This is a genomic window from Enterococcus sp. AZ179, from assembly GCF_050498885.1.
GTDB classification, from domain to species: Bacteria; Bacillota; Bacilli; order Lactobacillales; family Enterococcaceae; genus Enterococcus_D; species Enterococcus_D entomosocium.
Map to the genome: position 1 here is coordinate 3,478,674 of NZ_JBMHEO010000001.1, position 25,713 is coordinate 3,504,386.

Sequence of the window (25,713 nt, forward strand, 5' to 3'; positions counted from 1 at the left end):
TATAGTTTTATACTTTGTTCTATTTCCACTGACCAGAGTTTGATTGCCACGTCAAAAAAACCTTAAGATTGGCTGCAATTGTAGCAATCCATCTTAAGGTTTTTAACTTACTTATACGATCAACTCTTGTCCGATAACGATGATCTCACTGGATAATCCATTCGATGCCATCAACGCATCAACGGTTGTGCCAAATCGGTTGGCGATATCCCAAAGCGTATCCCCAGAAGCAACTTGATAGCTCTGTGCTGAAGATGTACTACCTGAATACGTGGTCGTCGTTGTTTCGCTGGTCGTTGTGCTAGTTGTGTTTGTCCAGGCTGTATTTTGTGTCGTTCCTGTATCGAACCGTGTAAGCTGATAGGTTTCGATCAACCAGTTCAGTTTTTGTGCGTAACCTGGATCGGTAGCATAACGTCCCGTCAAGTAATTCGTTGCATCATAAAATGAGGTTGTTTGGCTTTTCCAGACACCACTGTAATGAGCAGTCCCTGTCGCGAAACTTGTACTTCGCAAGACGTTCGCATGATCCTGAAACGATTCCCAATAAGAGTTATATTGACGAAACGGTTCATTCATCTCTACCCACTGACCATTCAAATACTCTTGGGTAGGCATATACACACTTTGTCCGTTGTAACTGCCTTTGACCCCAAATAAATTGTAATAGGGGGCATTGGATAATGCGGAAGAACCATAGCCGCTTTCCAAAATCGCTTGAGCGATCATCACAGAAGCATATAGATCATTGTTGGCAGCAACATCTTGTGCTGACCAGCCAATTTGTTCGATGAACCCTGAGATGTCCTGCGTCGCATATTGATTCTCAGCAGCTTGTACCTGTTGAGGAACGAAAGTGACCGTCATTGGCGCTAACATCATTCCTGCACCCATCAAAGAGACCACCGCCTTTTTACTAGGTCTTTTCATCGTCTTCTTTGGTTGATGATGTCTTTCACTTCTTGTTTGATAACTTCCCATCTTTTTCCTCCAGTAACTGTACGTTTTTTCAAATAAATCAATACAGCTATTATACGGAAAAATGCCTAGCAGTGCAAACAATGTTCACTTTTGACCCGACAAAAGACTTTTAAAAAACTTTCTGGACATCCCTCTCAGTTTGTTAATTACTGAGAAGTTTTTAAAAAAACTATTAGAATGGGATTGTATTGCTTCTCTCTTACTATTTAAAAGAGTCTATATCTTGTGGTGAAACCATTTTTCAGAAATCTTAGCCACTACTACCTTAAATAAGTCACTCTGGCACTTTCAGAGTGAGCAGTACTCGAAAAAAACACGCTCGAAAATCGAAAAGATTCTCGAACGTGCTAGCTTTGATTGATTGTCGATCAATTAATCGATTGATTTAAAAGTATTCACAACATTTTCAACACTAAAGCCGAATTCTGCTAATACTTTGTCGCCAGGTGCTGATGCACCGAAGTGATCGATCGCGATCACTTTTCCATGACAACCGGTGTAACGTTCCCAACCAAATGGGGAAGCCGCTTCAATCGCTACCCGTTTCTTCACTGCTTTTGGCAAGACGCTTTCTTTGTATTCTGAACTTTGTGCTTCAAACAAATCAAAGCTTGGTAAGGAGACCACCGATACATCGATGCCTTCTTCTGCCAATTTAGCTTGTGCTTGAACCGCAAGATTCACTTCAGAACCTGTGGCGATCAAAATCCCCGCTGGTGTTTCACCGGCTTGTTTTGAAATCACATAGCCACCTTTTGCGACATTTTCATCCGCACCAGTTTGCGTGCCTTCGATCACTGGTAGGTTTTGTCGGCTTAAGACTAAGACCGTTGGTTTATCCGTTGTTGTCATAGCCAGTTTCCAAGCAGCACGGGTTTCATTGCCGTCTGCTGGACGAATCACTTGGACATTTGGCATGCAACGGACGCTAGCTAATTGCTCGATTGGCTCATGCGTCGGTCCATCTTCTCCCACCGCCACGGAGTCATGCGTCAAGACATAGATCACAGGTGCATGCTGGATCGCAGACAAGCGCACCGCTGGACGCAAGTAATCAACGAAGACGAAGAAGGTTCCGCCATAGATTCGTGTACCGCCATGCAATTGGATGCCGTTCATCGCTGCCGCCATCGCAAATTCTCGGACACCAAACCAAATGTTGCGGCCTTCGTATTGGCCAGGTTCAAAGTCTTTTTCTGCTGCCACCATCGTGTTGTTGGAGCCAGAAAGGTCAGCCGATCCACCCCAGAGACTAGGGACGGCTTTGGATAAGGCTTGGATCATCTCTTTGCTAGAAACCCGGCTAGCTTGTGAGCTGCCAACTTCGTAGCTTGGTAATGTTGCATCCCAATCTGCTGGCAATTCACCCGCAAAGGCTTGTTTGAATTGCGCCGCAAGTTCTGGGTAGGTTGCTTCATAGGCACGGAAGGTTTCGTTCCAAGCTGCTTCAGCTTTTTGCCCTTCATCGATCATGGTTTCTTTGAAGCGCGCGGCAACTTCTTCAGGTACGGTAAATTCTGGGTATTCCCAACCATAAATCGCTTTAGCTGCAGAAATGCCTTCGGCACCGATCGGCGCACCATGAACAGCAGAGGTGCCTTGATTTGGCGCACCGTATCCGATCACAGTCTTGATTTCGATCAAGGTTGGTTTGTCGCTTTCAGCTTTTGCTTCGTCGATCGCTTTTGAGATCGCTTCTAAATCATTGCCGTCTTCAACGAGAATGTGTTGCCAGCCATACGCCTCAAAACGCGCACCGACATTTTCTGTAAAAGCTTTTGAGGTCGGACCATCTAGGGAAATGTCGTTTGAATCGTACAAGACGATCAGTTTGTCTAATTTCATGTGACCCGCCATGGATGCAGCTTCTTGCGAAACACCTTCCATCAAATCCCCATCGCCACATAAGGCATAGGTATAGTGATCGATGACTTGATACTTGTCGCGATTGTAGGTTGCAGCCAAGTGGGCTTCGGCCATTGCCATACCGACTGCCATGGCGATCCCTTGTCCTAAAGGTCCAGTGGTTGCTTCCACGCCGTCTGTGTGATCGACTTCTGGATGTCCTGGCGTGCGGCTATCCCATTGACGGAAGTTTTTTAGATCCTCAATGGTCACATCGTAACCAGACACATGCAACAAGCTGTACAATAGCGCCGAACCGTGTCCAGCAGACAAAACAAAGCGGTCACGATCCACCCAGTTGCGAGAAGTCGTTGGATTGACTTTCAAGTGTTTGGTCCACAAGGCATAGGCCATGGGTGCTGCCCCCATCGGTAATCCTGGATGTCCTGAATTGGCTTTTTGTACGGCTTCGATACTTAATGTACGAAGGGTGTTCACTCCTAATTGATCGATTTTATCAAACAATGGTAGTTCCTCCTAATTTAGGTTTTTTTTACCTTTATTACATCTTTTATTATACGTGATCCAGATGCTTATTTCAATAGCAATGAAAAGGAATTCACAATTATCTGCCGTGGAGACCTTTTTTCTTTTGAATCTCTTTTAATTTCTCTGGTGTCACATCAGCACCTTCAGGATCAACGATCTTCATTCCTTCGATATGGTGACGCATTCCTCCACGAAAGGCGGTTAAATACTCGTCACGTAGAACTTTTTGTTCGTTCGTTTCTGCCTCAGTCAATCCCTCTGTTTTTTTCTTGTTGGCAAGTTCATTGATTCGAGCTAATTTTTCTTGAGATAGCATATTCGTTCCTCCTTTTCCCTCTTGATTTTACTACAAACTAGCGAATAAAAACAATAGTGTAAAAAGCGAACATTTGTTTGAATATTCGATATACCTATGGTACACTAATGTTATCAAATGAAAGAAGGTGTCAGTTTTGGCAAAACGAACAGAAAATCGACAAATCGAAATTCTTAAGTTCATTCATACCCGTGTCACTGAAAAAGGCTATCCGCCGACTGTTCGCGAAATTGGCGAAGCCGTTCAGTTATCTTCTACCTCAACTGTTCATGGCCATTTGTCCCGACTTGAAAAAAAGGGGTTGATCTTACGAGATCCTACAAAACCCAGAGCCATTGAATTAACTGCTTCCGGTCTTGAAAAAATCGATGTTCAGCCAGCATCCATTCCGATGCTTGGTGTCGTAACTGCGGGAGAACCGATTTTAGCAGTGGAAGATGCATCCGATTTCTTTCCGATTCCGCCAGATTTAGCAAATAGTACCGGTAGTTTGTTTATGTTGACGATCCGAGGAGAAAGTATGATCAATGCTGGCATCCTTGACGGCGATCAAGTGATCGTTCGCAAACAACAAAGTGCGCAAAATGGTGATATTGTGATCGCTATGACAGATGAAGATGAAGCTACTTGCAAACGATTCTATAAAGAAAAGAATTACATTCGTTTACAACCGGAAAATGATTACTTAGAACCAATCATTTTGCCTGACGTAACGATTTTAGGATTGGTTGTTGGGTTGTATCGACATCTGCTTTGATGCTCAACGAGCTGACTAGGAAATCTTCGTTTTTACGAAGATTTTTTTCTTTCCTCTTTACAAAGCGAACAAACATTCGTATAATAAGTATACAAACATAAGTTCGTATTATTTAAGGAGTGAATGAGATGAAAGCAGTTCGTCGATTTGGTTTTATGTTGTGGGTATTATTGATGGGAATTGTTATTGGCTATTTTGGCGTTTTAAGTGCTGTTCTGATTTTTTGCCCTCTAATGATGCTTTGGTTCATGCTTTGGGATGAAAAGAAATTCCGCCAAGCAGAGCGCAAACGTAACCGCCATTATTATCACGATCATGATTTTTATCGTTACGAACCATGATCCTTCCCCTACATACGCCATAAGGCAGAAGAAACAAAAAAGGACTCCTGCGAGTCCTTTTTTGTTTCTTCTTTTTTAGTATTCCATTAACGTCTTGATTTCAACACCTTGGATTTTGTCTCTTCCATGTAAATCCATTAGTTCGATCAAAAAGGCACAGCCCACAACGATACCGCCTAGTTTTTCTACGAGTTCAATCGTTGCTTTGATCGTTCCACCAGTTGCTAGTAGATCGTCACAAATCAAGACACGTTGTCCTGGTTTGATAGCATCGGCATGCACCGTCAAAACATCCACGCCATACTCTTTTTCATACTCTGCTTCAATGGTTTCCCGTGGCAATTTGCCTTTTTTACGTACTGGGGCAAAGCCGACACCTAACTGGTACGCAACTGGACAACCAACGATAAATCCGCGGGCTTCTGGTCCTACCACCATATCGATGCCCTTTTCTTGTGCATACTCAACGATCTGCTGTGTCGCATAACGATACGCTTCTCCATCAGCCATTAACGGCGAGATGTCCCGAAAAATAATTCCCTCTTGGGGATAATCCGGAATACTAGCAATATACTCTTTTAAATCCATTTTTTTTCCTCCTAGACTGTCAACCACTGACGTAGGGTTGATAAATCACTCATTAATAAAAATTCTTCTGTTTTGATCATTTTTTGTCGTTGCTGATACAAATGACTCTCTGTCAGCGGACGAGAAACAGGATCAGCCGTTTTATTCAAAACACCATCTTGTATTGTAACAAATTCCAGCTCAGAAAACACCTGAATCATAAAAATAAGTAATTTTTCTGGAATTTTTAGATAGTTAGCGACCATCTTTAATTTGTAGCGAATATCCAAACGAGGCTGCTGCTTGATCAATTGAAAAAGCCGACCATATTGCTCTCTGGTGCCTACCCCGTCTAAATAGGCATCTTCCGTCGAGTAAAACACAAACGCAATTCTTGAAGCATGAAGCGCTTGAACGACCTCTTTGATCACAGCAGAATCAGCAGGACAATCTAAAAACGCGATCTCTTGGAACGGACCAGCACAAAATGTATCTTTCACAGCAGCCACCGAGTCGAATAAGATCGTTTGTCCACAAAATCCTTGCAGCTCTCGAGGCAGTTTCTTATTGAAAACGACCCCTAATGTTTCATTTCCCAGAGAGACACCTTGCCGACTCCTTTTCGAACGATAATCAAACAACTGCAGCCCTTCCACTGCAAAGTCATCCAACATCAGCTGCGGTTTTTTGTTGCCATTCCATTCATTGATTGAAAGCTGACCGACGATCGATAGTCGATCATTTTCAAACTCTACTGAGTCTTTTCCAAAACCAAAGCCAATCACATCTAGCTGTAGATTGGACTCATCTGTCATCACTAACTTCAAGTGCTGGTTTTCGGTACCAATCTGGCGGGCATTTTGAGTCGATAAATTGGAAAACAGAAATTTCGGTAACGGATTGTCCGTTCCGAAAGGCGCTAAAACGTTTAAAGACTCAATAAAGTTGATCGATACTTCCGCCAATGGCAGTTCCTCATCGATCGCTAAGGGGATTCCCTGACTAAGATCAATTCCATTTTCTTCCACATAGCGATTCATCTGAGCTTGTAGCATGTCCAAATGATCAATCGGGATACTTAAGCCGACCGCCGCATGATGACCACCAAAACTGGTAAACATGTCTTTCATCGTAGCCAACATTTCAAATAGATTCAACGCAGCGACACTTCTACCTGACCCTTTTGCTAACCCATTTTCTTTTTTGGTCAAAACGATCACGGGCTGTCCGGTACTTTGCATGATACGTCCAGCTACGATTCCTAAAACCCCTTCGTGCCAGTTATCACCTACGACCAGATGAACATGATTGGCAGGGTCGATTTTTTCTTGCGCTTCTTTCATGATTTCTTCAACGAAAGTTTTTCGCTGCTGATTGATCGTATCTAATGTCTTGGCTAAGGTTACTGCTTCTTCTTCATCAAATGTGGTTAACAAACGAACAGCAGGATTAGGATCTTCCAACCGACCAATTGCATTGAGGCGGGGGCCAACAGCAAAACCAATATCGGTTTCGTTGACTGTTCGTTTTTTCAACCCACTGACCGTCAACAACTCATTCAAACCAAGCCGATCAGTTTGTTGGATCATTTTCAGGCCATTGCTGACTAGTAGTCGATTCTCATCTGTCAAAGAAACCATATCAGCAATCGTCCCAATTGCAACAAGGTCCAGCAGTTCGACGGGCACTTCTTCTAATAGGGCACAAGCCACTTTAAATGCGACACCGACTCCCGCTAAATCACCAAACGGATAGTTTCCTTCAGGGTGACGGGGATGAACGATGGCAAAGGCTTCTGGGAGTTCTGCGGGAAGTTCATGGTGATCCGTCACGATCACATCGACCCCTTGCCCTTGAGCATAAGCAATTGCCTCATGTCCAGATACCCCATTATCAACGGTGATGATCAATTGCGTCCCTGCCGCAATTTTATCTTTATAGACAGTTATGTTGGGACCATACCCATCTGAAAAGCGATTGGGCAGATAATATTCAGCTTCAGCCCCTAGCAACTCCAGTGTTTCTTTTAATACGGTGGTGCTCGTAATCCCATCTGCGTCATAGTCGCCATAAATCAAGATCCGCTCACCATTTAAAATGGCTTCATGGATCCGTTCCACGGCCTTATCCATATCATGAAAGAGAAACGGATCATGAAGGTATTGCAGATCCGTTGATAAAAAAGCGTCTAGCGCTTCTGCTGTTCGAATATTTCTTTGCCATAGCAACGCGCCGATGCGCTCAGGAATCTTTCTTGCTTGGATCAATTCTTTAAATACAGGGGTAGCTTCGCTATCTTGCGGTCGCACCCAATGAAAATTTGCACGTTTCACCAAATCACTCCTAACTAGGTTATTATAGCAAAGTTTATGTAAAAAGGAAAAACAACGAAAGAAACAATTTATTTTTTCATGTCACAAAAAAGAGCTTGCAGCGAACGATGCGCCGGCAAACTCTTTTCTTAATTGCTCTCATGTATTCTAGGCTTGCGATTCAAAAGACTTCATTTCTTCATCAATCGTTGGCGGCGTTGAGGCGCCTGCAGCACGTGACGAAAGTTCCGCTTCTTGATCGTCGAGTTGTTGCTGCCTAGCTGCTAACTCCGCCTGCTTGTTGATATATTCTCTTTCCAAGGCTTCTCGTTCATCTTGCAGAACTTTCTCGTTATTCGTGCGATAATCCGAGAGCTCTTTTCTCAATTGTTTTAGTTCTTTTTTTTGACGGAACATTGCACTTGTGGAAACCAGCAACAAAATCAATGCGCCTAACAAAGCAGAACCAATAATGACTAAGATCAGTGGCGATTGAATCGTTGTGAAGCCAAAATTGATCGGAACAGTCATATTGTTTGCAACCGCAAATAAAACGATCACTAAAATCAGTAAAATACCAACGATAACACGCCATTGATTTTTCATGGGTTTCAACTCCTATTTTTTGTTGAACATCGTTCCTGCCATATAATCCCCGATTGCAGGAAACAGTGTATACAGTTTTGCTGCCGCCCCTAAAATATGTGGGCGATTGATTTCTCGTTTTGGATGAATCATGGCTTTGACGATCGTTTGTGCCAATTTGTTTGGTTCAAGGACAAGGCTGCCCACCGATGATAAGTAACTACCGCTAGGATCTGCTTGGTCAAAGAATGCCGTTTCGATCGGCCCTGGGTTGACCGTTGTTACGTTAATCCCCAGTGGTTTTAGTTCTAAACGTAAGGCGTTAGAAAAACCAAGTACAGCAAATTTCGTTGCAGAGTAAACTGCGGTCTTCGGCGTAGCTATCTTACCCGCAATTGAAGCAACGTTTATGATATGACCATGCTTTTGTTCAGCCATTTGAATCGCAACTTGCTGAGTCAAAACCATCATCCCAAGTACATTGACTTCAAACATATTACGGATGACCGCAGGATCCATCTCTGTAAACTCTTGAAAGATCCCGTAGCCAGCATTATTGACAAAGACATCGATCTTTCCGACTTTCTCACTGATTTTTTCTAATAAGCGCTCCACGCTTTCAGGATTTGCTACGTCCAATTGAAACGCATACGCTTCTTTGCCGCTTAATTCCATACATTGTTCTTTGACTTTTCCGATCAAATTCGTCCTCCGGGCACAAGTCACGACGATCGCACCACGTTTTGCGGCTTCATAACAGATTTGTTCTCCAAGTCCGGCAGAACCACCTGTTACAACGACAACTTTATTCTCCAAGTTCATCTGATTCTTCCTCTCCGGCAAAAGGGATCTCGACAATATCAAAATCTTTGACGATCAACGTATTCGGAAATACTTCTTTTGCTTCATTTACTAAATTTGTAATATCTTTGCCAACATAGCGCGCGCTGATATGGGTCAATAGCAAACGCTTGGCGTGAGCTTCTTGGGCAACTTCAGCAGCTTGTCGCGTCGTCGAATGAAAATAAGCGCGAGCCAACTTGGCTTCTTCTTTGTTGAAGGTACTTTCATGTACCAAAACATCCGCATCTTTCGCTAAAAGCACGGCGTTTTGACATTTACGGGTGTCACCTAATATTGTCACGATCCGTCCTTTTTTGGCTTGACCTAAAAAATCAGCTCCATTGATTTGACGACCATCATCGAGGGTAACTACTTCACCTTTTTTCAAACGTCCGAAGACAGGACCAGGTTTCAGCCCAAGTTCAAGCAATGCTTGCACTTGCAACTCCCCTTGATGGCTTGCTTCGACAATACGATAGCCAAAACTATCAATCCCGTGATCAAGGCGCAGACAAGATACTTCAAATTGCTGATCTTTAAAAAGAACCCCTTCTTCTTCAATCTCAAAAAAATGCAATGGATAGCTGACTTTCGTCTGAGAAATCCGCAAAACGGTTTGAATGTATGCTTTGATCCCCTTGGGTCCATAAATCTCTAGAGGTGTGTCTCCGCCTTGAAAGGAGCGGCTGCTGATCAATCCTGGCAATCCATAAATATGATCACCATGAAGATGGGTAATAAAGATTTTTTCAATCTTTCTCGGTCTAATCGTAGAATGCAAGATCTGCATTTGTGTCCCTTCGCCACAATCAAAAAGCCAAACGGCATTGCGTTCATCTAATAATCGTAACGCAGTGCTGGTCACGTTTCGATGTTTCGCAGGCACTCCAGCACCTGTTCCTAAAAATTCTAATTCCATAAGCTTCTTTCCTTTCATCTCTTTCCAATTTTAGCGGAAAAGAAATCAAGTTGCAATTGAAGCTTGCGGTTTTTATTTCTCGGATTAGCTATCGGATTCATCGTTATGGGAATTTTTCCAATCCTCTTGAACACGTGCCTTGGTGGATTCTTCGACTTTTTTGGCCGTCTCGATCTCTGCCTCAACATCATCGTAGTCAAAACGAGTGATGTCACCGCCTAATTCATTCATGATCAGTTGGTTCAAAGGACGATTGTCCTCTTCATCGGCAATCAATAATAACCCCGTATCGCCTACACCAATTTGGTTTCCGACGTGTTCGAAGAGCATTTGCGCATTTTGGATCTCTTTTGCGTCACGAGTAGCACCGATCATACTACCGCCAAACCAGCCCAGCATGATTCCCAAAGGCCCACCTAACACACCAACGAGCATCCCAATCAAACCACCAGTTGATGTCTTATTGTTTCCAGTAAAATCAAGAAAATCCTCGACTTTAAATTGATGCACGCCTTCATTGGTGTGGGTAAGAACCGCCATTTGCTCTCCTTTGATCTTTCGTTCCATATGCATCCGTTTCACTTCAGAAAAGGCTTGATACGCTTTGGCACTAGCATCAAAGTTCATTACAATGACTCGTTTTGACATAAAAATCGCTCCCTTTGGTTTATTTGTTCTTTTCTTTATTTTAACAGTAAATCATTTAAATGAAAAAAGAAACCAAAAAGACTGCTGATCATTGATTTCTTAGAGAAAATCAATGATCGGCAGTCAAAACCAATTCAACTATGAAGGATTTTTTAAAAAAAATGATGTTCTTTTAAACGCTTATTCGACAAACTCAAATTCAAAATTACCGATACGCACAATATCACCGTCTTTGGCACCTCTCGCACGCAATGCTTCATCGACACCCAATCCACGTAATTGACGAGCAAAACGCATCACAGTCTCATCGTGATCAAAGTTCGTCATTTGGAATAGTTTTTCGATTTTCTCACCGCTCAAGATCCAAGTTGCATCAGGATCGCGATCGATTGCAAACTCCGGTTCATCCGATTGGAAGCCGTAATGAACCACATCTTCTTCGATTTCTTCATCGTACAAGAGGAACTCAGGAGTGACTTCCAATAGATCCGCTGTCGCATTCAGCAAGGCATCGATTCCCTTACGAGTGACACCAGAGATTGGGAAAATCATTGGTTCATCCGCGAACTCATCCGTTTTTTCTTTTGCCAGCTGCTCTTTGAAAAGGGCTAGGTTTTCTTCAGCATCCGGCATATCCATCTTATTGGCAACGATGATCTGTGGGCGCTCTAGTAAGCGCAAGTTATGGGTCGACAATTCATTGTTGATGGATAAATAGTCTTCATATGGATCGCGCCCTTCCATGCCGCTCATATCGATCACATGTAAAATGACCCGCGTCCGTTCGATATGACGTAAAAACTGAGTCCCTAAACCAACACCTTGCGAAGCACCTTCGATCAAGCCAGGCAGATCGGCTACTGCAAAACTACGACCATCAGTGGTCGTTACCATGCCTAAATTTGGCACCAGTGTTGTAAAATGATACGCGCCGATTTTTGGCCGAGCAGAGGAAATCACAGAGAGTAATGTGGACTTCCCAACCGAAGGGAAACCAACTAAACCAACATCTGCTAAGACTTTTAATTCGAGCTCGATTTTTCTTTCTTGACCGGGTTCACCGTTCTCAGCTAATTCTGGGGCTGGATTTTTTGGAGAAGCAAACCGAATGTTCCCACGGCCGCCCCGCCCGCCTTTTGCGATTACTAATGTTTGACCTTGCTCAATCAAATCACCTAATAAGGCACCTGTTTCAGCATCACGAACGGTGGTGCCTTGAGGTACTTTGATGTAAGTATCATCTGAGCCACGGCCGTGCATTCCTTTACTCATGCCATTTTCCCCGGGTTGCGCTTTAAAATGACGATTAAAGCGGAAATCCATTAATGTACGCAAACCTTCGTCTACGACTAAAATGACATCACCGCCACGTCCCCCGTCCCCACCTGCGGGTCCGCCGTCTGGGACATATTTCTCTCGGCGAAAAGCAACCATTCCGTCGCCGCCTTTTCCTGCTTTGACATCGATTGTCACTTGATCTAAAAACATGGACATTATTTGTCCTCCATTCTTTTTTTACTACCTTCTATACTTTTTGATTATCAGTTATCTCACTTTAAGTGGTTACTATTTCTCTAATAAGAAAGTCTATTTTATTGTAACGACCGAAACGCCTTTTGTCTATCTTTTCTCATGGGTTTCCGTAAGAAATCGCGAATTCTTAAGGGTTATTCTTTGACAGTCACAGGAAATCGTAGCAAACTTTTAAGTGTACCAGTACACAATCAAAGGAGGAAACAAGAAATGACAGTAAAAGTTGGAATCAATGGTTTTGGACGAATTGGACGTTTAGCTTTTCGTAGGATCAGAGAAGTTTCTGCCGATATTGAAGTTGTGGCAATCAATGATTTAACAAGCCCCGTAATGTTAGCACATCTATTGCAATTTGACTCGACCCACGGCACGTACCCTGGAACTGTTACTGCAACGGATAATGCTATCGTTGTCGATGGCAAAGAGACCAGAGTGTACGCTGAACCAGACGCAAGCAAAATCCCCTGGGCAAAAGAAAATGGCGTCGATATCGTATTAGAATGTACGGGTTTTTACACTTCCGCAGAAAAAGCCCAGGCCCATCTTGATGCAGGTGTCAAACGAGTCGTTATCTCCGCACCAGCTGGTAATATGAAAACGATCGTTTACAATGTCAACTCAGACACGTTAACACCGGATGATACTATCATATCCGCAGGTTCTTGTACGACCAACTGCTTAGCTCCAATGGCCTACTTTTTAAATGAGGAATTCGGGATCGAAGTTGGTACGATGACGACGGTTCATGCGTATACTTCTACTCAAATGCTATTGGATGGTCCTGTAAAAGGCGGAAACTTAAGAGCCGCTCGTTCCGCTGCTGATAACACGATCCCTCACTCAACGGGTGCCGCCAAAGCAATCGGTCTAGTTATTCCAGAATTAAATGGCAAATTACAAGGCCACGCCCAACGGGTTCCGGTCGTCGATGGTTCTTTAACAGAGTTAGTCTCAATTTTGAAAACCAAAGTAACCGCCGATGAAGTCAATGAAGCGATCAGAAAACACACCGTCGATAATCCGTCATTCGGTTACGATGACCGTGAAATCGTCTCTGGAGATGTGATTGGTACCACTCAAGGGTCTATCTTTGATCCGACACAAACAGAAGTAACCACTACTGGCGATTTCCAACTGGTGAAAACCGTCGCTTGGTATGATAATGAATACGGCTTTACTTGCCAAATGATTCGCTTGCTAGAAGAATTTGCTCGTTTATAAGCTAAAGGTCAAGCAAAAAGTGCCGGTTCTTTTTTAGAACCGGCACTTTTTTATTCACTTGCTGGATGATCGTATTTGTCCAAAAAAGCTGCAATGTTTTCTTTATAAAGGTCTGGATCTGTTTTGTAGCTTTTCGCATGCTCGGCACCTGAAACAACCCACTTTTCTTTTGGTGCATCGGTCGCGTTATACAAAATATCCAGCATCGAATAAGGAACAAACGTATCCGCATCGCCATGGATAAAAAAGATCGGACGCGTATTCTTTTGCAGTTGTTTGACTGCATCTGCTTCACCGAAGAAATACCCCGCTCGGATTTTTGTGACAAGACTAGTGACATTCATCAATGGAAAGGCCGGTAGACCAAACAATTGATCGAGTTGATAACCCAATTCTTCATTGACGTTGGTATACCCACAATCTTCAATGATAGAAGTGACATTTTTCGGCAAGTCTTCCCCACTGGTCATCATTACCGTGGCAGCCCCCATACTGATGCCATACAAAGTGATCGTTTCTTCAGGACCATTTTTTGCGAGTACTTCATCGATCCATTGCAGATAATCCTTACGTTCGTGCCACCCAAAACCAATATAATCTCCTTCGCTTTGACCATGCCCTCGAGCGTCTGGAACCAAGACATTATAGCCTAAATCATGATACATCTTAGCGTAGTCCGCCATCGTTTCTGCGTTCCCCATATAGCCATGCGCGATGATCGCCGTTTTCCCACGATTCTTCTCCTCCGCCGGTAGATAAATGGCGGATAATTTTAAATCATCTTCAGAAGTTAGCTGCCACATCTCACGATTTGCTGGATCTGTAAACCAATTTTGCGATTCATTTCCCGTCTGATTTTCATCCGTACCAGGGGTATCTCCTTCCAAAAAATCTTTTTCTGAAGGAACCACCGCATAATCATAAAAATAGTTTCCTGCATACCCTAACCCCGCAATTGCTAATACAGCCACTCCGATGGCAATCTTCCAGCGCAATTTCACACTTGTCACGTCCTCTTGTTATATAGTTTACATAATATTATTATGGTTTCATCATTCCTCAAGGAAAGAACCCACTACATAAATTACCGTTTTTTGCTCATGTTTGTCAATCGCAAGCGCCCAAAAAGAAAACCATTGCCAACAATCTTTGTTGGCAATGGTTGATTTTCGTGGTAATTAGTTATTTTCGACCAATTTAAAACTTGACCAAGGTTTCAAAAATTCTAATAAGAATAGTTCCTCATCAGCGATCTTACCAACGACATTGACTCGACCATCATTTTTCATTGCTTTCAAGGCGATTTGCGTCTCCCCTTTGTATTGTCCATAGCCAGCATTATCGATCAAGACATCCCCTCTTACCATATCACGGGTATCATGAGGTGGAAATTCCTTGTCTTTATAATAGATCCGCGTCATCGTTGAACGCAAGATGTATTCCGAACGATCTCCTCGATAGCTGTGCAGATTATCGAAGAGACAAATTCGTTCATCTTCAGTGATTCCGTCAACGACATCGACTCTTAATGTCGGATAATCCGCGTGAAACGCTTCAGCCATTGCTGCCAATTCTGCTTCTGAAGCATAGGCATTTCCAACAGAGATATCATCGATCAAACCCGTCAACACTAAATGTTTGACTTGCGTAGCTAGTGGCAGATCACGATGATCTTCCAAAGAGCATAAACCATCTTGTGTTGGCCATGGACCGAAATCAGCTTCGTGAGAATTCACGAAAGCCATCGTATTTAAATTGTATTTGCGGAATTTTTCCGAACAAAAAACGAAATGGTCGTAGCCTAACCCGGAATAGCGATGAGGATAGAAGTTATGCGAGCCTAGTAAATTTTCAGTATTAGGTGAATAACTCATGATGTTATCCACGTAGCTCGTACCACTGCTCATATTGATTTCGATTTTGATCCCGTAAGGATTACGCGTCATTTTGGCTTCTTCTGAACCAGTAAAACCAATATCTAACCGAACACCGTAAGCCCCCATCTCATCAAAGAAGGATAAATCATCATAAGAAATACCTAGCTGTTCGAATAAACCAGGATTGATATCTACCATGACTTCCATTTCTAACTGATTGGCATAATCCACGACTTGTTTAAAGTCTGCCAAGACTTTTTCTTTGTCATCGTTGATTTGCAGCAAACTGGTAAATACCCGTTTAAAGCCGTATTTGTGTGCCAAGTCTAAATACGCTTTGTCCTTTTCAAACGTTGAGCGCTCTGGATAAATCGATATCCCTAATTTTCCCATCAAAAAAACCTCCTGTAAATTCTATCCGTTTATTATAATGAATCCTCTTTCATTATAGCAAACATCTAAAAAGTGGTCTACACCTTTCCACCTGTTTCTTTCTCATTCCACAAAATCTGCGCTTTCTTCTATGTCTCTTTTTTGTTATGATTATCATTAAGAAAACTGGAAGGAATGAAAGAATGAAAAAAATCCTATTCACACTGACAGCAGCTGCTAGCCTTTTATTATTAGCTGCTTGTACAGGTTCAAGTACCACCGATCCCTCATCAAGCAATTCGGCAGAAAGCACGTCAAACTCAGAATCCGTTGACTTGAATGCCCTGGAATTGCCGCAATTATCAACGGATGTGCAAGAGAATGAAGCCTTAGTTGAAATGGTGACGGAAGAAGGCTCGATCAAAATCAAACTTTTCCCAGAGATCGCGCCCAAAGCAGTCGAAAACTTTTTGACCCATGCCAAAGATGGTTATTATGACGGCTTGACTTTCCATCGTGTCGTAGAAGAGTTTATGATCCAAGGGGGCGACCCTAATGGTGATGGGACTGGCGGAGAAAGCATTTGGGGTGAAGGATTCGGCGAAGAATACTCGAACCAGCTTTATCACTTGCGAGGCGCATTGGCAATGGCAAAATCAAGTGCGCCAAACAGCCAAGGCAGTCAATTCTACATCGTTCAAAATGATCAAGATGTATCCGACGGTCTAGCGATCCAACACTATCCTGAAAAAATCATCGAAGCCTACAAAAATGGTGGAACACCACGATTGGACGGTAGCTATACCGTATTTGGTCAAGTGATCGAAGGCATGGATGTCGTAGATAAAATTGCGCAAGCAGAAACCCAAGACTCTGGCAATGGTGAGAATTCTCAACCGGTTGAGCCAGTGAAGATCGAAACGATCAAGGTCTTACAAGAAGCCAAAGAATAAATAAAAAAAACCGCTGAAGTCTCCGATACTCGGGAATTTCAGCGGTTTTCTTTTACTTTTGGTCGCCTACGATAAAGGTAAATTCGCACTCAGCAGCTTTTTTGCCATCCACTGTCGCTACCGCATCAGCAGTTCCAACGGAGCCTTTGATTTTGGTGATCTCAAAAACAAGTTTCATAGTATCTCCCGGAACAACTTTTTGACGGAATTTGGCTTTGTTGATGCCGCCGATATACGCCGTTCTACCTTGGAATTCCTCGGATTTCAAGATCAGGATCGATCCTGCTTGTGCCAATGTTTCTAAAATCAAGGCACCCGGCATTACTGGATTTCCCGGAAAATGACCTTGGAAAAAGTCTTCGTTGATGGTAACATTTTTCGTTGCGATAATCTTTTTGCCAGACTCGATTTCATCGACATAATCAATATATATAATTGGGTAGCGATTTGGAATCAAATCCATGACTTCTGTTTCAGTCAATAGTTTTTTCATGGTTTCCCTTCCTTGCTTAAGAATTTATTATAGTTTGATTATCAAAGTATCATAGTTCAACGGAATTCGCAACTAAATATTTATTAAGAAAAAAATAGTTTGACAATCAAACAATTATGCTTAATAATTAGAAATCAAGATAGTTTGATTTACTATTTGTCATTATACGTATTTTATTATTGTTGAATTTATTAAGGAGTGGAATTATGAGTTTTTTAACCGGTAAAAAAGTTGTCGTCATGGGCGTTGCCAACAAACGCAGTATCGCTTGGGGCTGTGCACAAGCATTAAAAGCACAAGGAGCCGAAGTGATCTACACGTATCAAAACGACCGCATGAAGAAGCCATTAGAGCGCTTATTGGAATCTGATGAATTTGTAGTGGAATGTGACGTCGCTAATGACGAAAGCATTGCTGCCGCTTTTGATACAATCAAAGAATATGCTGGAGAGATCCATGGTGTCGTCCATGCCGTCGCTTATGCTAATAAAGAAGATCTCTCTGGCGATATTTTGAATATTTCTCGTGACGGTTATGCTTTGGCGCAAGACATCAGCAGTTATTCATTGATTGCCGTCACTAAATATGCCAAACCAATCTTAGCTGAAAATGCTGGAATCGTTACCCTTTCCTACTTAGGTGCCGAACGGGCAGTACCAAACTACAACATGATGGGTATTGCGAAAGCTGCTTTGGAATCAAGTGTTCGCTATTTAGCTGCCGAACTTTCACCGCAAAAGATCCGTGTCAATGCGATTTCAGCTGGCGCCATCAAGACGCTGGCAGTAACTGGTGTAAAAGACTATCAAAAACTGATCCAATTGTCAGAGGATCGAACACCAGATCATATTGGAGTGACGATTGAAGAAGTCGGCAATGCTTGTGCCTTCTTGATCAGTCCTTTATCAAGCGGGATTATCGGCGAAGTGATTTTTGTTGATAAAGGCGTTCATTTATCTTAATCAATGATTGTCATAGAAAGTCTGCTGTTTGCCTACCCGTTGGCTGAGCAGGCTTTTTCTGAAAAAAACAGGTATTTCAGAAAACCTCCTTTGCATTTCTATTTTATCTTCGTTAAAATAGATGCAGTAAGACTTGGAGGGATTTTATGAAACAACTGCTACTCGCAGCTAGCACGACCGATTCAAGTGGTTCCAGCATTACCGAACCAGCAGCTGCTCAGCTCAATGCGTTGCAAAAATGGTGGGCGTCCATCGACTGGGAATCGATCATTGGTCTACTGATTCAAAAAGCATTGATGTTGCTTTTTTTATGTATCCTATTCGGTATTTTATTGAAAATAAGCAATATGATCATCGATCGGATCTATCGTTCCTATGAAAAAAAAGCCAGTTTCAATGTGAGTCGAATCAACACGATCCATACCTTGATCCGCAATACGGTTCATTACACATTAGGCTTCTTTTTTGTCTATGCACTCCTTTCAACCATCGGCGTACCTGTAGGCTCTCTATTAGCAGGTGCTGGAGTCGTCGGTGTCGCACTTGGTTTAGGCGCCCAAGGTTTTATGAACGACTTGATTACTGGTTTCTTTATTATTACCGAGCAACAAATCAATGTTGGTGATTACGTCCGCTTGACCAATCTGACGCTTGAAGGTACGGTGACGGCAGTCGGTATTCGGACTGTTCAATTAAAATCCGTCGATGGAACCGTTCATTATATCCCAAATCGTAACATCACGACCATCAGTAATACATCAAGAGCCAATATGCAAGTCGTGGTCGACGTACGTATCTTACCATCTGAAGGCTTAGATGAAATACGTGCCATCATTGAAGAAGTCAATGAACAGATTGCTCAGCAGCATGAAGAAGAGATTCAAACGGCCCCTACGGTCTTCGGTTTAGTGGATCTAGGGAACAACAACTTTGCAATTCGTACGACCATGTATGTGACCAACGGTACGCAATGGAAAATCAAAGAGGAATTTTTGGCCGCATCGATCGATGCTTTAACTGCCAAAGGCTATACGATCCCCAATGCGCCGATCGTCGGTATTTAAAAAAGGTTATCCCGAAGCTGGGATAACCTTTTTTCTATACCACATGCAGTTCATCTGTCACCTTTGGGGCATCTTCTTTAGAAATCAGCAAATAGCGTCTTTCAATTTCGTGCGCCAAATGATTGACGGATTTTAAAATCTCTTTGCGGGTGATAATCCCAACAAAGACATTGTCATCATCAACGATCGGCAAGAATGCTTGATCTACTAACAAATGCAGCATACTTTCCAACTCATCGTTTTCTTTGATGCAATTCACATTGACTTCCATGACATCTGCCACAGTCAGCCCTTCAATATTTTCCATACTGAAGCCAGTGAGATCCATCATGCGTTCTACGATGTTTGAGAGGCTGATTAAGCCGACTAAATGGTCCTCACTATCTAGTACTGGGATCTTTGAATAGCCCACTTTTGATAAAACAAGCAATGCGTGACTCAAAGGGTGGTTATAAAATACCGATGCCACATTCTCTGCCGGCACCAAGAAATTTTCTTGATTCTCGAGTAATATTTTTTCTACGGTCTGTCCTATCAATCTAATTGCCTCCATTTCACAGCTACTCTTCTATTTTACTTGAAAATGAGAATAGAAAGTATAAACCTGCAAAATTATAATGAAATTTTTACTTTTTGATTCCGCTTACTTAGCGTGTGAAAACAAAAGCTAGCTCAGGGACTTTATGAAAGGAACGATCATAGTATTGGATTGCCCATTGTTCTGGCGTACTTTCGATAATCGCAAAGCTTTTGATTTGAATTTGCCCTCGCGGTTGGGAAATACTGCCGGGATTCAAGAAAAGCCGATTCCCAACTTTCTCACAAGCAATTTGATGCGTGTGACCAAACAGTGCGATCGAGGCATCGGCTTGTTGCGCTTGCAGCCCTAATTTCGTTACACCAAAACGGACATCTGCTAAGTGGCCATGAGTCATATAGATGGTGTCCAGCGGCGTTTTGATGATACGCTCATTGGGAAAACCACCGCCATAATCGCAATTGCCGCAAACGACTTGAAAAGTATCCCACAAAGGGTCTGTGTCAGGTAGTTCGGAGTCCCCACAGTGCAGGAATAAATCGACTTGATTTTCGAATTCATTTTTAAGATCAACAAGAATCTCACGATCTGAATGATTGTCACTGACAACTAAGTATTTCATACATTTTCTCCTTCTAACCACTCCCGCCACTGTTCCTGCAGTTTTTTGATTGCTAGACCACGGTGGCTCACTCGGTTTTTTTCTTCTTGACTCATTTGGGCTGCGCTTTGCTCTGAACCATCAGGAATAAACAATGGATCGTAGCCGAACCCATTTTCTCCACGAGGGATGCGGCCGATTCTCCCCGGCCATTGAGCTTCAACCACCAAACTCTCTTTTCCTGGCGCTGCGAAAACTAACGTACAGTGAAATTGGGCACTGCGTTTGTCATCTTCGACATCCGTCAATTCATAGAGCAATTTTGCATTATTGGCAGCGTCACTTTTTTGCTCACCAGCAAATCGAGCAGAGTACACCCCTGGTCGTCCCCCTAATGCATCGACTTTCAGTCCTGAGTCATCAGCTAACACCGGTCTTCCCAAAATTCTGGCGATGGTTTCGGCTTTAAGGCGGGCATTTTCTTCAAAGGTGGTGCCGGTTTCTTCAACATCTGGCAAGGAAGGATAGTCTTTTAAGGTACGGACATCGTAACCTGCCGCGCCAAATACGGCTTTAAATTCCTTGGCTTTTCCTGGATTGCCTGTAGCAAGGACGATCGTTTTTTCGGGAATCTCATAAGGGGGTTCATCTGGTAAAAACAGTGCCTCTTTTTGATAGGCGATCAATTCTTCGATAGCCGTTTTTCCGTAGATCAGCATCTCATTCAACTGCTGACCATCAAAGGTCGCTTCTTCCCCAGTTCCTTGCAATTCGACAAATCGACTAGATTCCGTCATCACCAAATTCATGTCAACAGCAGCTGAAGAATCTTCTTGATAATCGAGATCAGTCACACAGGTACCATCTGGTAAGATCCCGACACTAATTGCTGCCAAATGCTCCTTGATTGGATCTTCCGTCAATGCTTTGTCACGCAACAAGGTATCGATAGCTAAACGCAACGCGACAAAAGCGCCGGTAATACTGGCTGTTCTGGTACCGCCATCCGCTTGGACGACATCACAATCGACGACGATACTACGTTCCCCTAATTTTTCTAAATCGACTACGGCTCGTAAGGAACGAGCGATCAGCCGTTGGATCTCCATCGTACGACCAGAAAGCTTGCCTTTGGCACTTTCTCGACGATTACGAGTGTTGGTCGCTCGTGGGAGCATACTGTATTCGGCTGTGACCCAGCCTTTTCCCGTATCTCGTAAAAACGGAGGGACCCGATCTTCAATCGTTGCCGAACAAATCACGGTTGTGTCACCAAAAGAGATCACAACCGATCCTTCGGGGTGTTTGTAGACGTTGGTTTGAATGTTGACTGGTCTTAACATTGTTTCTTTTCTGCCATCATGTCGCATTTAAAAGCCTCCTAAATCAGTGTGAATCGATGAGATCGTGTCTAAATCAAGCCAATCATTGGCAATCTCATCAAATATTTTCGGTGAACCAGTAGTAAAAAATGCATGTTGCGGATGCGGATCGTCCTGACTCGTTGCTGCAATGGAAAAATAGTCCAACAAGGTACTGACTTCCCCCACCGTTTCTGCCCCTGAATCAATCAGTTGGATATGGGCGCCTAATTCATTTTGGATCAAAGGGCGCAATAAAGGATAATGAGTACAGCCCAGAATCACTGTATCTAACCGCTTGTTTTTCAATGGACGCAACGTTTCTGCCACGATTTTCTTGGCGACCGAGCTATGGTATTGTTTGCTTTCTACGATCGGCACAAACTTTGGGCAAGCCAAACTGACGACTGACGCATGGGGCGCTTTGCCATGAAGAGCGCGCTTGTAAGAGTCGCTTTTGATCGTTCCATTTGTTCCGATGACACCGATTCGCTGGTTTTTGCTTGCTTTGACTGCTGCTCGACTACCGGGCAGGATCACGCCAATCACCGGGATCGCTAGTTTTTCTTTGATTTCTTCAAGGGCGACCGCTGTCGCTGTATTACAAGCGATCACCAACATTTTAATGTTTTTTTCTAATAAAAAACGGGTCATTTGCCACGTATACGCGATAACTTGCTCAGCAGGTCTCGGACCATACGGGCATCTGGCTGTATCTCCCAGATAAAGAATCGATTCGTTGGGTAATTGCTTGATTGCTTCTTTGACGACCGTCAACCCACCAACACCAGAATCGATAAAACCAATTGGTCTGTTGTTTGTCATAGTTTCCATCCTTTACATGAAAAAAAGAGTTTGGTGCGTTTTTCTCTCTTATTCATTTTGGACTTTTTTTGTCTATTTTTCAAGTATTCCTTTCGTTTGCTAAAAAAGCTTTCCCAAAAAACACGAAACGGTCAAAAAGAAAAAAAGCCCCAACGATTGGCTCACAACCCACAAGTTGCACTTGCATGGGTAAAAGACCGATCGTGGGGATGATTTTGTCGATTATTCTTTTTAGTAATCGTACTGACGTTTTTCCAAAAAGCCAGAAAGCAATGATAATGCATAACAAACCAAAAAGTATAAAACAGTCATTGCCAAAAACATAGGCAAAACATAGTTTGTATTTTGACCATAAATGATTCGAGCATGATGAGTCAGCTCTGGTAAAGAAATAATCACGGCTAATGACGTATCTTTGATCAAAGAGATCAACTGACTGACGATCGCTGGCAACATCGCTTTAAATGCCTGTGGCACGACGATACTCCGCAATACTTCGACATAGCTTAGCCCTGTTGACAAACCAGCTTCCATCTGCCCTTTTGGCACAGCATTCAAACCAGCACGAAAGATTTCAGAGAGCATCGCTGATTCAAAAATCGTCAACGCCACAACCGCTGACCAAAAAATATTAAAGCGGATACCGATCTGCGGCAATGCAAAGTAAGTGAAAAAGATGATCAAGAGCAAAGGCAAGTTACGAATAACATCGATCACGACACCTAATACTTTCGAAAAGACCGGGATCGAGCTGAAGCGCAAAATGCCGGCGATCCCTCCGATAATAAAGCTAAATAAAATCGATAGGATCGACACTTCAACTGTTACCCGCAAGCCATCGATCAAGAAGCGAATGTTAATCGCTGAAAAAGCTTCAAAAAAATCCATAGTTCGTTAGCTCCTTTCTATGAGCGGACAGCCCAACGCCGTTCCAAGTAAACCATCAAATAAGACAATGGTAGGGTAATGATCAAATAGAAAAGACCAACAATGATATACGTATCGAATGTATTGAAGGTCTCACTTGCGATCAAATCCCCTTGATACATAATATCTAATCCTGCGACCATCGCCAAAATTGATGAGTTTTTAACAAGATTGATAAATTGATTGCCTAACGGCGGTACGACGATCTTAAAAGCCTGAGGCAAAATAATGTAACGCATCGCTTGGCTGTACGTAAAACCAGAAGACAAGGAAGCTTCCATCTGGCCTTTAGGAACCGTTTGAATCCCTGACCGGATCGTCTCAGCGATAAATGCCGATGTATAGATCGTTAAGCCGATCGTTCCCGCTTGAAAACCGTCAAAAGAAACCCAATACATTGGCACAACGACATAAAAGAACATCACGATGATCAATAAGGGAATATTTCTAAAAAACTCAACATACGCTTTGGCAATCCCTTTGATGAGGCGATTGTCTGACAACTGAAAAATTGCCATTAAGGTTCCGATCAAAAGACTAAAAAACAGTGCGATCAAACTCGCCATGACTGTGTATTTAAAGCCTTCAATAAACTGACCGGTATACGTTTGAAATAATTCAACCATTCAGTTTCCTCCTACTCTACTTTTCCTGATTCGTCTTCAGGGAACCACTTGTTGTATATCTCATCATAGGTTCCATCTTCACGCATTTCCCGCAAGGCTTGATTCACTGCATCAAGAAACGGCTTTTGTCCTTTATTGATGGCAATCCCATAAGGTTCTTCTGTAAAAGTTTCGCCAACTAAATGGTAATTGGGATTTTCACTCGCCATCCCTAATAAGATCGCATTATCCGTGGTCATAGCATCCCCTTGACCAGATTGTAAAGCAGTAAAGGCTTCCGCATAATTCTCAAGTTCTAAAATTTGCGCTTCTGGTGCTGCTTCACGGATGTTCACAGCTGAGGTAGAGCCTTTCACGACCAATACAGTGGTGTCTGCGGTCAAATCTTCGATCCCTTGAATAGGACTGTCTTTGGCAACTAATAAAGATTGACCTGCATCAAAGTAGACATCGGAAAAATCGACCTGTTTTTTACGTTCTTCTGTGATAGTCATCGTGGCGATGATTGCATCGATGTTGCCGTTTTTCAAAAGAGGAATCCGGGTTTTTGAGGTAACTTCAACAAAGATGGCATTGCCATCACGACCTAAAATTTTCTCAGTGATTGCACGAGCGATATCAATATCGAATCCCCGTACTTCTCTAGTCGCGATATCCATCAATCCAAAAAGACGGGTATCGTTTTTTACGCCCCAAACGATCTGATTCGTCTCTTTGCTGTTTTCTAAAATATCGATATCTGCGGCACTTTGTCCTTTACAACCTGAGAAAGTCACAAGGGCAAAGGCTAAGACTAGAAAGGAAAATATTTTCTTTCTCATAAGGGTTCCTCCTATTGCTTAATGATTTGTGACTTTACTCAAGAATTGCTTTGCACGTTCGTCTCTTGGTGCATCAAAGAATCCATCGACATCGCGCCGGTCTTCTAAGACTTGTCCTTCCGCCATAAAGACGATTCGATCTGCTACTTCACGGGCAAAGCTCATTTCATGGGTAACAACGATCATGGACATACCTTCACTGGCAATTTTTTTCATGACATCCAATACATCACCAATCATTTCTGGATCCAATGCTGACGTTGGCTCATCAAAAAGCAGCATCTCTGGTTTCATCGCAAGCCCTCTGGCAATTGCGACCCGCTGCTGTTGTCCGCCGGATAACATGGAAGGATAGGAATCTTTTTTATCTAACATCCCTACCCGATCAAGAAGTTTTTCCGCCAAATTGATGGCTTCTTGCTCATTTTGTTTTAATACTTTAATCGGTGCCAACGTAATATTTTCTAACACGGTTTTATTTGGATACAAGTTGAAATGTTGAAACACCATGCCGATGTTTTTTCTAATTTCTGTCATTTTGACATCTTTGTCAAACAAGTTCTTACCATTGACCAATAATTGACCACCTGAAATGGTTTCTAGACCATTAATCGTACGGAGCATTGTACTTTTACCAGATCCAGAAGGCCCGATAACAACAACGACCTCACCTTTTTCAAATTCAAGGTTGATGTTTTTTAATGCATGGAACTTTCCGTAATATTTCTCTACGTTCTTAAATTCGATCATTGCCATTGATTCACACTCCTAGCTTTTTTTAAAATTAAATGAGTAATTGGAAAGATTTGATTCATATTATAGCTCAATCTTTTTTCATTTGTAAAGGTTCTTTTCCAATGTTCCCCCCTTATTTCT

At 42.7% G+C, this 25,713-nt stretch carries 27 protein-coding genes; 6 read left to right on the forward strand and 21 right to left on the reverse strand.

From position 1 onward, the window contains the following. Positions 1-111: 111 nt before the first annotated feature. The 3 genes from IGI88_RS16385 to IGI88_RS16395 all read right to left on the reverse strand — a co-directional run bounded on the left by IGI88_RS16385 (position 112) and on the right by IGI88_RS16395 (position 3,691). Entirely contained in the window at positions 112-981 is an 870-nt protein-coding gene (locus IGI88_RS16385) for a glucosaminidase domain-containing protein (RefSeq protein WP_016611726.1), read from the reverse strand. Positions 982-1,353: 372 nt separating this feature from the next. Then, complete coding sequence (tkt, locus tag IGI88_RS16390) at positions 1,354-3,351, reverse strand: transketolase (protein WP_194199752.1); 1,998 nt, start codon at positions 3,349-3,351, stop codon at positions 1,354-1,356. A gap of 100 nt (positions 3,352-3,451) precedes the next feature. Beyond that, entirely contained in the window at positions 3,452-3,691 is a 240-nt protein-coding gene (locus tag IGI88_RS16395; RefSeq protein ID WP_005236078.1) for a DUF896 family protein, read from the reverse strand. A gap of 136 nt (positions 3,692-3,827) precedes the next feature. On the opposite strand from IGI88_RS16395, the gene lexA reads away from it, so the two are divergent. Further along, positions 3,828-4,448: a transcriptional repressor LexA gene (gene lexA / locus IGI88_RS16400; protein ID WP_005226165.1), complete on the forward strand. Its 621-nt coding sequence runs from the start codon at positions 3,828-3,830 to the stop codon at positions 4,446-4,448. A gap of 128 nt (positions 4,449-4,576) precedes the next feature. Next, positions 4,577-4,789, forward strand: a complete 213-nt coding sequence (locus IGI88_RS16405) for a hypothetical protein (protein ID WP_005236082.1) — start codon at positions 4,577-4,579, stop codon at positions 4,787-4,789. A gap of 75 nt (positions 4,790-4,864) precedes the next feature. On the opposite strand, the gene IGI88_RS16410 is transcribed toward IGI88_RS16405, so the two are convergent. From IGI88_RS16410 to obgE, 7 genes are all read right to left on the reverse strand, one after another. After that, positions 4,865-5,377, reverse strand: a complete 513-nt coding sequence (locus IGI88_RS16410; protein ID WP_429960808.1) for an adenine phosphoribosyltransferase — start codon at positions 5,375-5,377, stop codon at positions 4,865-4,867. An 11-nt stretch (positions 5,378-5,388) separates the two neighbouring features. Beyond that, positions 5,389-7,689, reverse strand: coding sequence for a single-stranded-DNA-specific exonuclease RecJ (gene recJ / locus IGI88_RS16415; protein ID WP_196044330.1), 2,301 nt, complete (start codon positions 7,687-7,689; stop codon positions 5,389-5,391). Between the two features lie 147 nt (positions 7,690-7,836). Next, positions 7,837-8,274 (reverse strand): lipopolysaccharide assembly protein LapA domain-containing protein, encoded by a 438-nt coding sequence (locus tag IGI88_RS16420; RefSeq protein WP_196044329.1) that lies wholly within the window; start codon positions 8,272-8,274, stop codon positions 7,837-7,839. Between the two features lie 12 nt (positions 8,275-8,286). Further along, positions 8,287-9,075 carry an SDR family NAD(P)-dependent oxidoreductase gene (locus tag IGI88_RS16425; RefSeq protein WP_016612306.1) on the reverse strand — a complete coding sequence of 263 codons (789 nt, stop codon included), beginning with the start codon at positions 9,073-9,075 and terminating at the stop codon, positions 8,287-8,289. Then, entirely contained in the window at positions 9,059-10,015 is a 957-nt protein-coding gene (rnz, locus tag IGI88_RS16430) for a ribonuclease Z (protein ID WP_196044328.1), read from the reverse strand. Before rnz ends, IGI88_RS16425 begins: the two co-directional genes overlap by 17 nt. An 84-nt stretch (positions 10,016-10,099) precedes the next feature. Next, entirely contained in the window at positions 10,100-10,663 is a 564-nt protein-coding gene (locus IGI88_RS16435) for a DUF456 domain-containing protein (RefSeq protein ID WP_196044327.1), read from the reverse strand. A gap of 180 nt (positions 10,664-10,843) precedes the next feature. Continuing rightward, on the reverse strand, positions 10,844-12,157 hold the full coding sequence (obgE, locus tag IGI88_RS16440; protein WP_042890376.1) for a GTPase ObgE: 1,314 nt from the start codon (positions 12,155-12,157) through the stop codon (positions 10,844-10,846). 249 nt (positions 12,158-12,406) lie between these two features. On the opposite strand from obgE, the gene gap reads away from it, so the two are divergent. Continuing rightward, complete coding sequence (gene gap / locus IGI88_RS16445) at positions 12,407-13,417, forward strand: type I glyceraldehyde-3-phosphate dehydrogenase (RefSeq protein WP_429960809.1); 1,011 nt, start codon at positions 12,407-12,409, stop codon at positions 13,415-13,417. Positions 13,418-13,467: 50 nt separating this feature from the next. On the opposite strand, the gene IGI88_RS16450 is transcribed toward gap, so the two are convergent. Both IGI88_RS16450 and IGI88_RS16455 read right to left on the reverse strand, forming a co-directional pair. After that, complete coding sequence (locus IGI88_RS16450; RefSeq protein ID WP_087664158.1) at positions 13,468-14,418, reverse strand: alpha/beta hydrolase; 951 nt, start codon at positions 14,416-14,418, stop codon at positions 13,468-13,470. 177 nt (positions 14,419-14,595) lie between these two features. Next, the gene (locus IGI88_RS16455; protein WP_061054147.1) at positions 14,596-15,687 is read right to left on the reverse strand and encodes a DUF871 domain-containing protein; all 1,092 of its coding nucleotides are present in this window, start codon (positions 15,685-15,687) and stop codon (positions 14,596-14,598) included. 182 nt (positions 15,688-15,869) lie between these two features. Here IGI88_RS16455 and IGI88_RS16460 point away from each other — a divergent pair, with 182 nt between their 5' ends. Beyond that, positions 15,870-16,619: a peptidylprolyl isomerase gene (locus IGI88_RS16460; RefSeq protein WP_061054146.1), complete on the forward strand. Its 750-nt coding sequence runs from the start codon at positions 15,870-15,872 to the stop codon at positions 16,617-16,619. A 52-nt stretch (positions 16,620-16,671) separates the two neighbouring features. Here the strand turns inward: IGI88_RS16460 and fabZ are convergent, their stop codons facing one another. Further along, positions 16,672-17,112 (reverse strand): 3-hydroxyacyl-ACP dehydratase FabZ, encoded by a 441-nt coding sequence (gene fabZ, locus IGI88_RS16465; RefSeq protein ID WP_005226178.1) that lies wholly within the window; start codon positions 17,110-17,112, stop codon positions 16,672-16,674. Positions 17,113-17,318: 206 nt separating this feature from the next. Between fabZ and fabI the strand changes: the two genes are divergently transcribed. Together fabI and IGI88_RS16475 are read left to right on the forward strand one after the other, a co-directional pair. Continuing rightward, positions 17,319-18,074: an enoyl-ACP reductase FabI gene (fabI, locus tag IGI88_RS16470; RefSeq protein WP_005236100.1), complete on the forward strand. Its 756-nt coding sequence runs from the start codon at positions 17,319-17,321 to the stop codon at positions 18,072-18,074. Between the two features lie 146 nt (positions 18,075-18,220). Beyond that, positions 18,221-19,138: a mechanosensitive ion channel family protein gene (locus IGI88_RS16475; protein ID WP_005236101.1), complete on the forward strand. Its 918-nt coding sequence runs from the start codon at positions 18,221-18,223 to the stop codon at positions 19,136-19,138. A 34-nt stretch (positions 19,139-19,172) separates the two neighbouring features. On the opposite strand, the gene cbpB is transcribed toward IGI88_RS16475, so the two are convergent. From cbpB to IGI88_RS16515, 8 genes are all read right to left on the reverse strand, one after another. Then, a complete protein-coding gene (cbpB, locus tag IGI88_RS16480) occupies positions 19,173-19,676 on the reverse strand; it encodes a cyclic-di-AMP-binding protein CbpB (protein ID WP_008381899.1) in 504 nt (167 codons plus the stop codon). Between the two features lie 109 nt (positions 19,677-19,785). Next, positions 19,786-20,298 carry a metallophosphoesterase gene (locus IGI88_RS16485; RefSeq protein ID WP_005236103.1) on the reverse strand — a complete coding sequence of 171 codons (513 nt, stop codon included), beginning with the start codon at positions 20,296-20,298 and terminating at the stop codon, positions 19,786-19,788. After that, positions 20,295-21,647 (reverse strand): ribonuclease PH, encoded by a 1,353-nt coding sequence (rph, locus tag IGI88_RS16490; protein WP_429960810.1) that lies wholly within the window; start codon positions 21,645-21,647, stop codon positions 20,295-20,297. The genes IGI88_RS16485 and rph overlap by 4 nt, the downstream gene beginning before the upstream one ends. Further along, positions 21,648-22,463: a glutamate racemase gene (gene racE / locus IGI88_RS16495; protein WP_008381904.1), complete on the reverse strand. Its 816-nt coding sequence runs from the start codon at positions 22,461-22,463 to the stop codon at positions 21,648-21,650. Positions 22,464-22,694: 231 nt separating this feature from the next. Further along, positions 22,695-23,351 (reverse strand): amino acid ABC transporter permease, encoded by a 657-nt coding sequence (locus IGI88_RS16500; RefSeq protein ID WP_005236107.1) that lies wholly within the window; start codon positions 23,349-23,351, stop codon positions 22,695-22,697. A gap of 17 nt (positions 23,352-23,368) precedes the next feature. Further along, positions 23,369-24,016, reverse strand: coding sequence for an amino acid ABC transporter permease (locus tag IGI88_RS16505; protein ID WP_005226186.1), 648 nt, complete (start codon positions 24,014-24,016; stop codon positions 23,369-23,371). Positions 24,017-24,027: 11 nt separating this feature from the next. Then, on the reverse strand, positions 24,028-24,837 hold the full coding sequence (locus IGI88_RS16510; protein ID WP_008381907.1) for a transporter substrate-binding domain-containing protein: 810 nt from the start codon (positions 24,835-24,837) through the stop codon (positions 24,028-24,030). Positions 24,838-24,855: 18 nt separating this feature from the next. Further along, on the reverse strand, positions 24,856-25,593 hold the full coding sequence (locus IGI88_RS16515) for an amino acid ABC transporter ATP-binding protein (RefSeq protein ID WP_008381909.1): 738 nt from the start codon (positions 25,591-25,593) through the stop codon (positions 24,856-24,858). Positions 25,594-25,713: the final 120 nt, after the last annotated feature.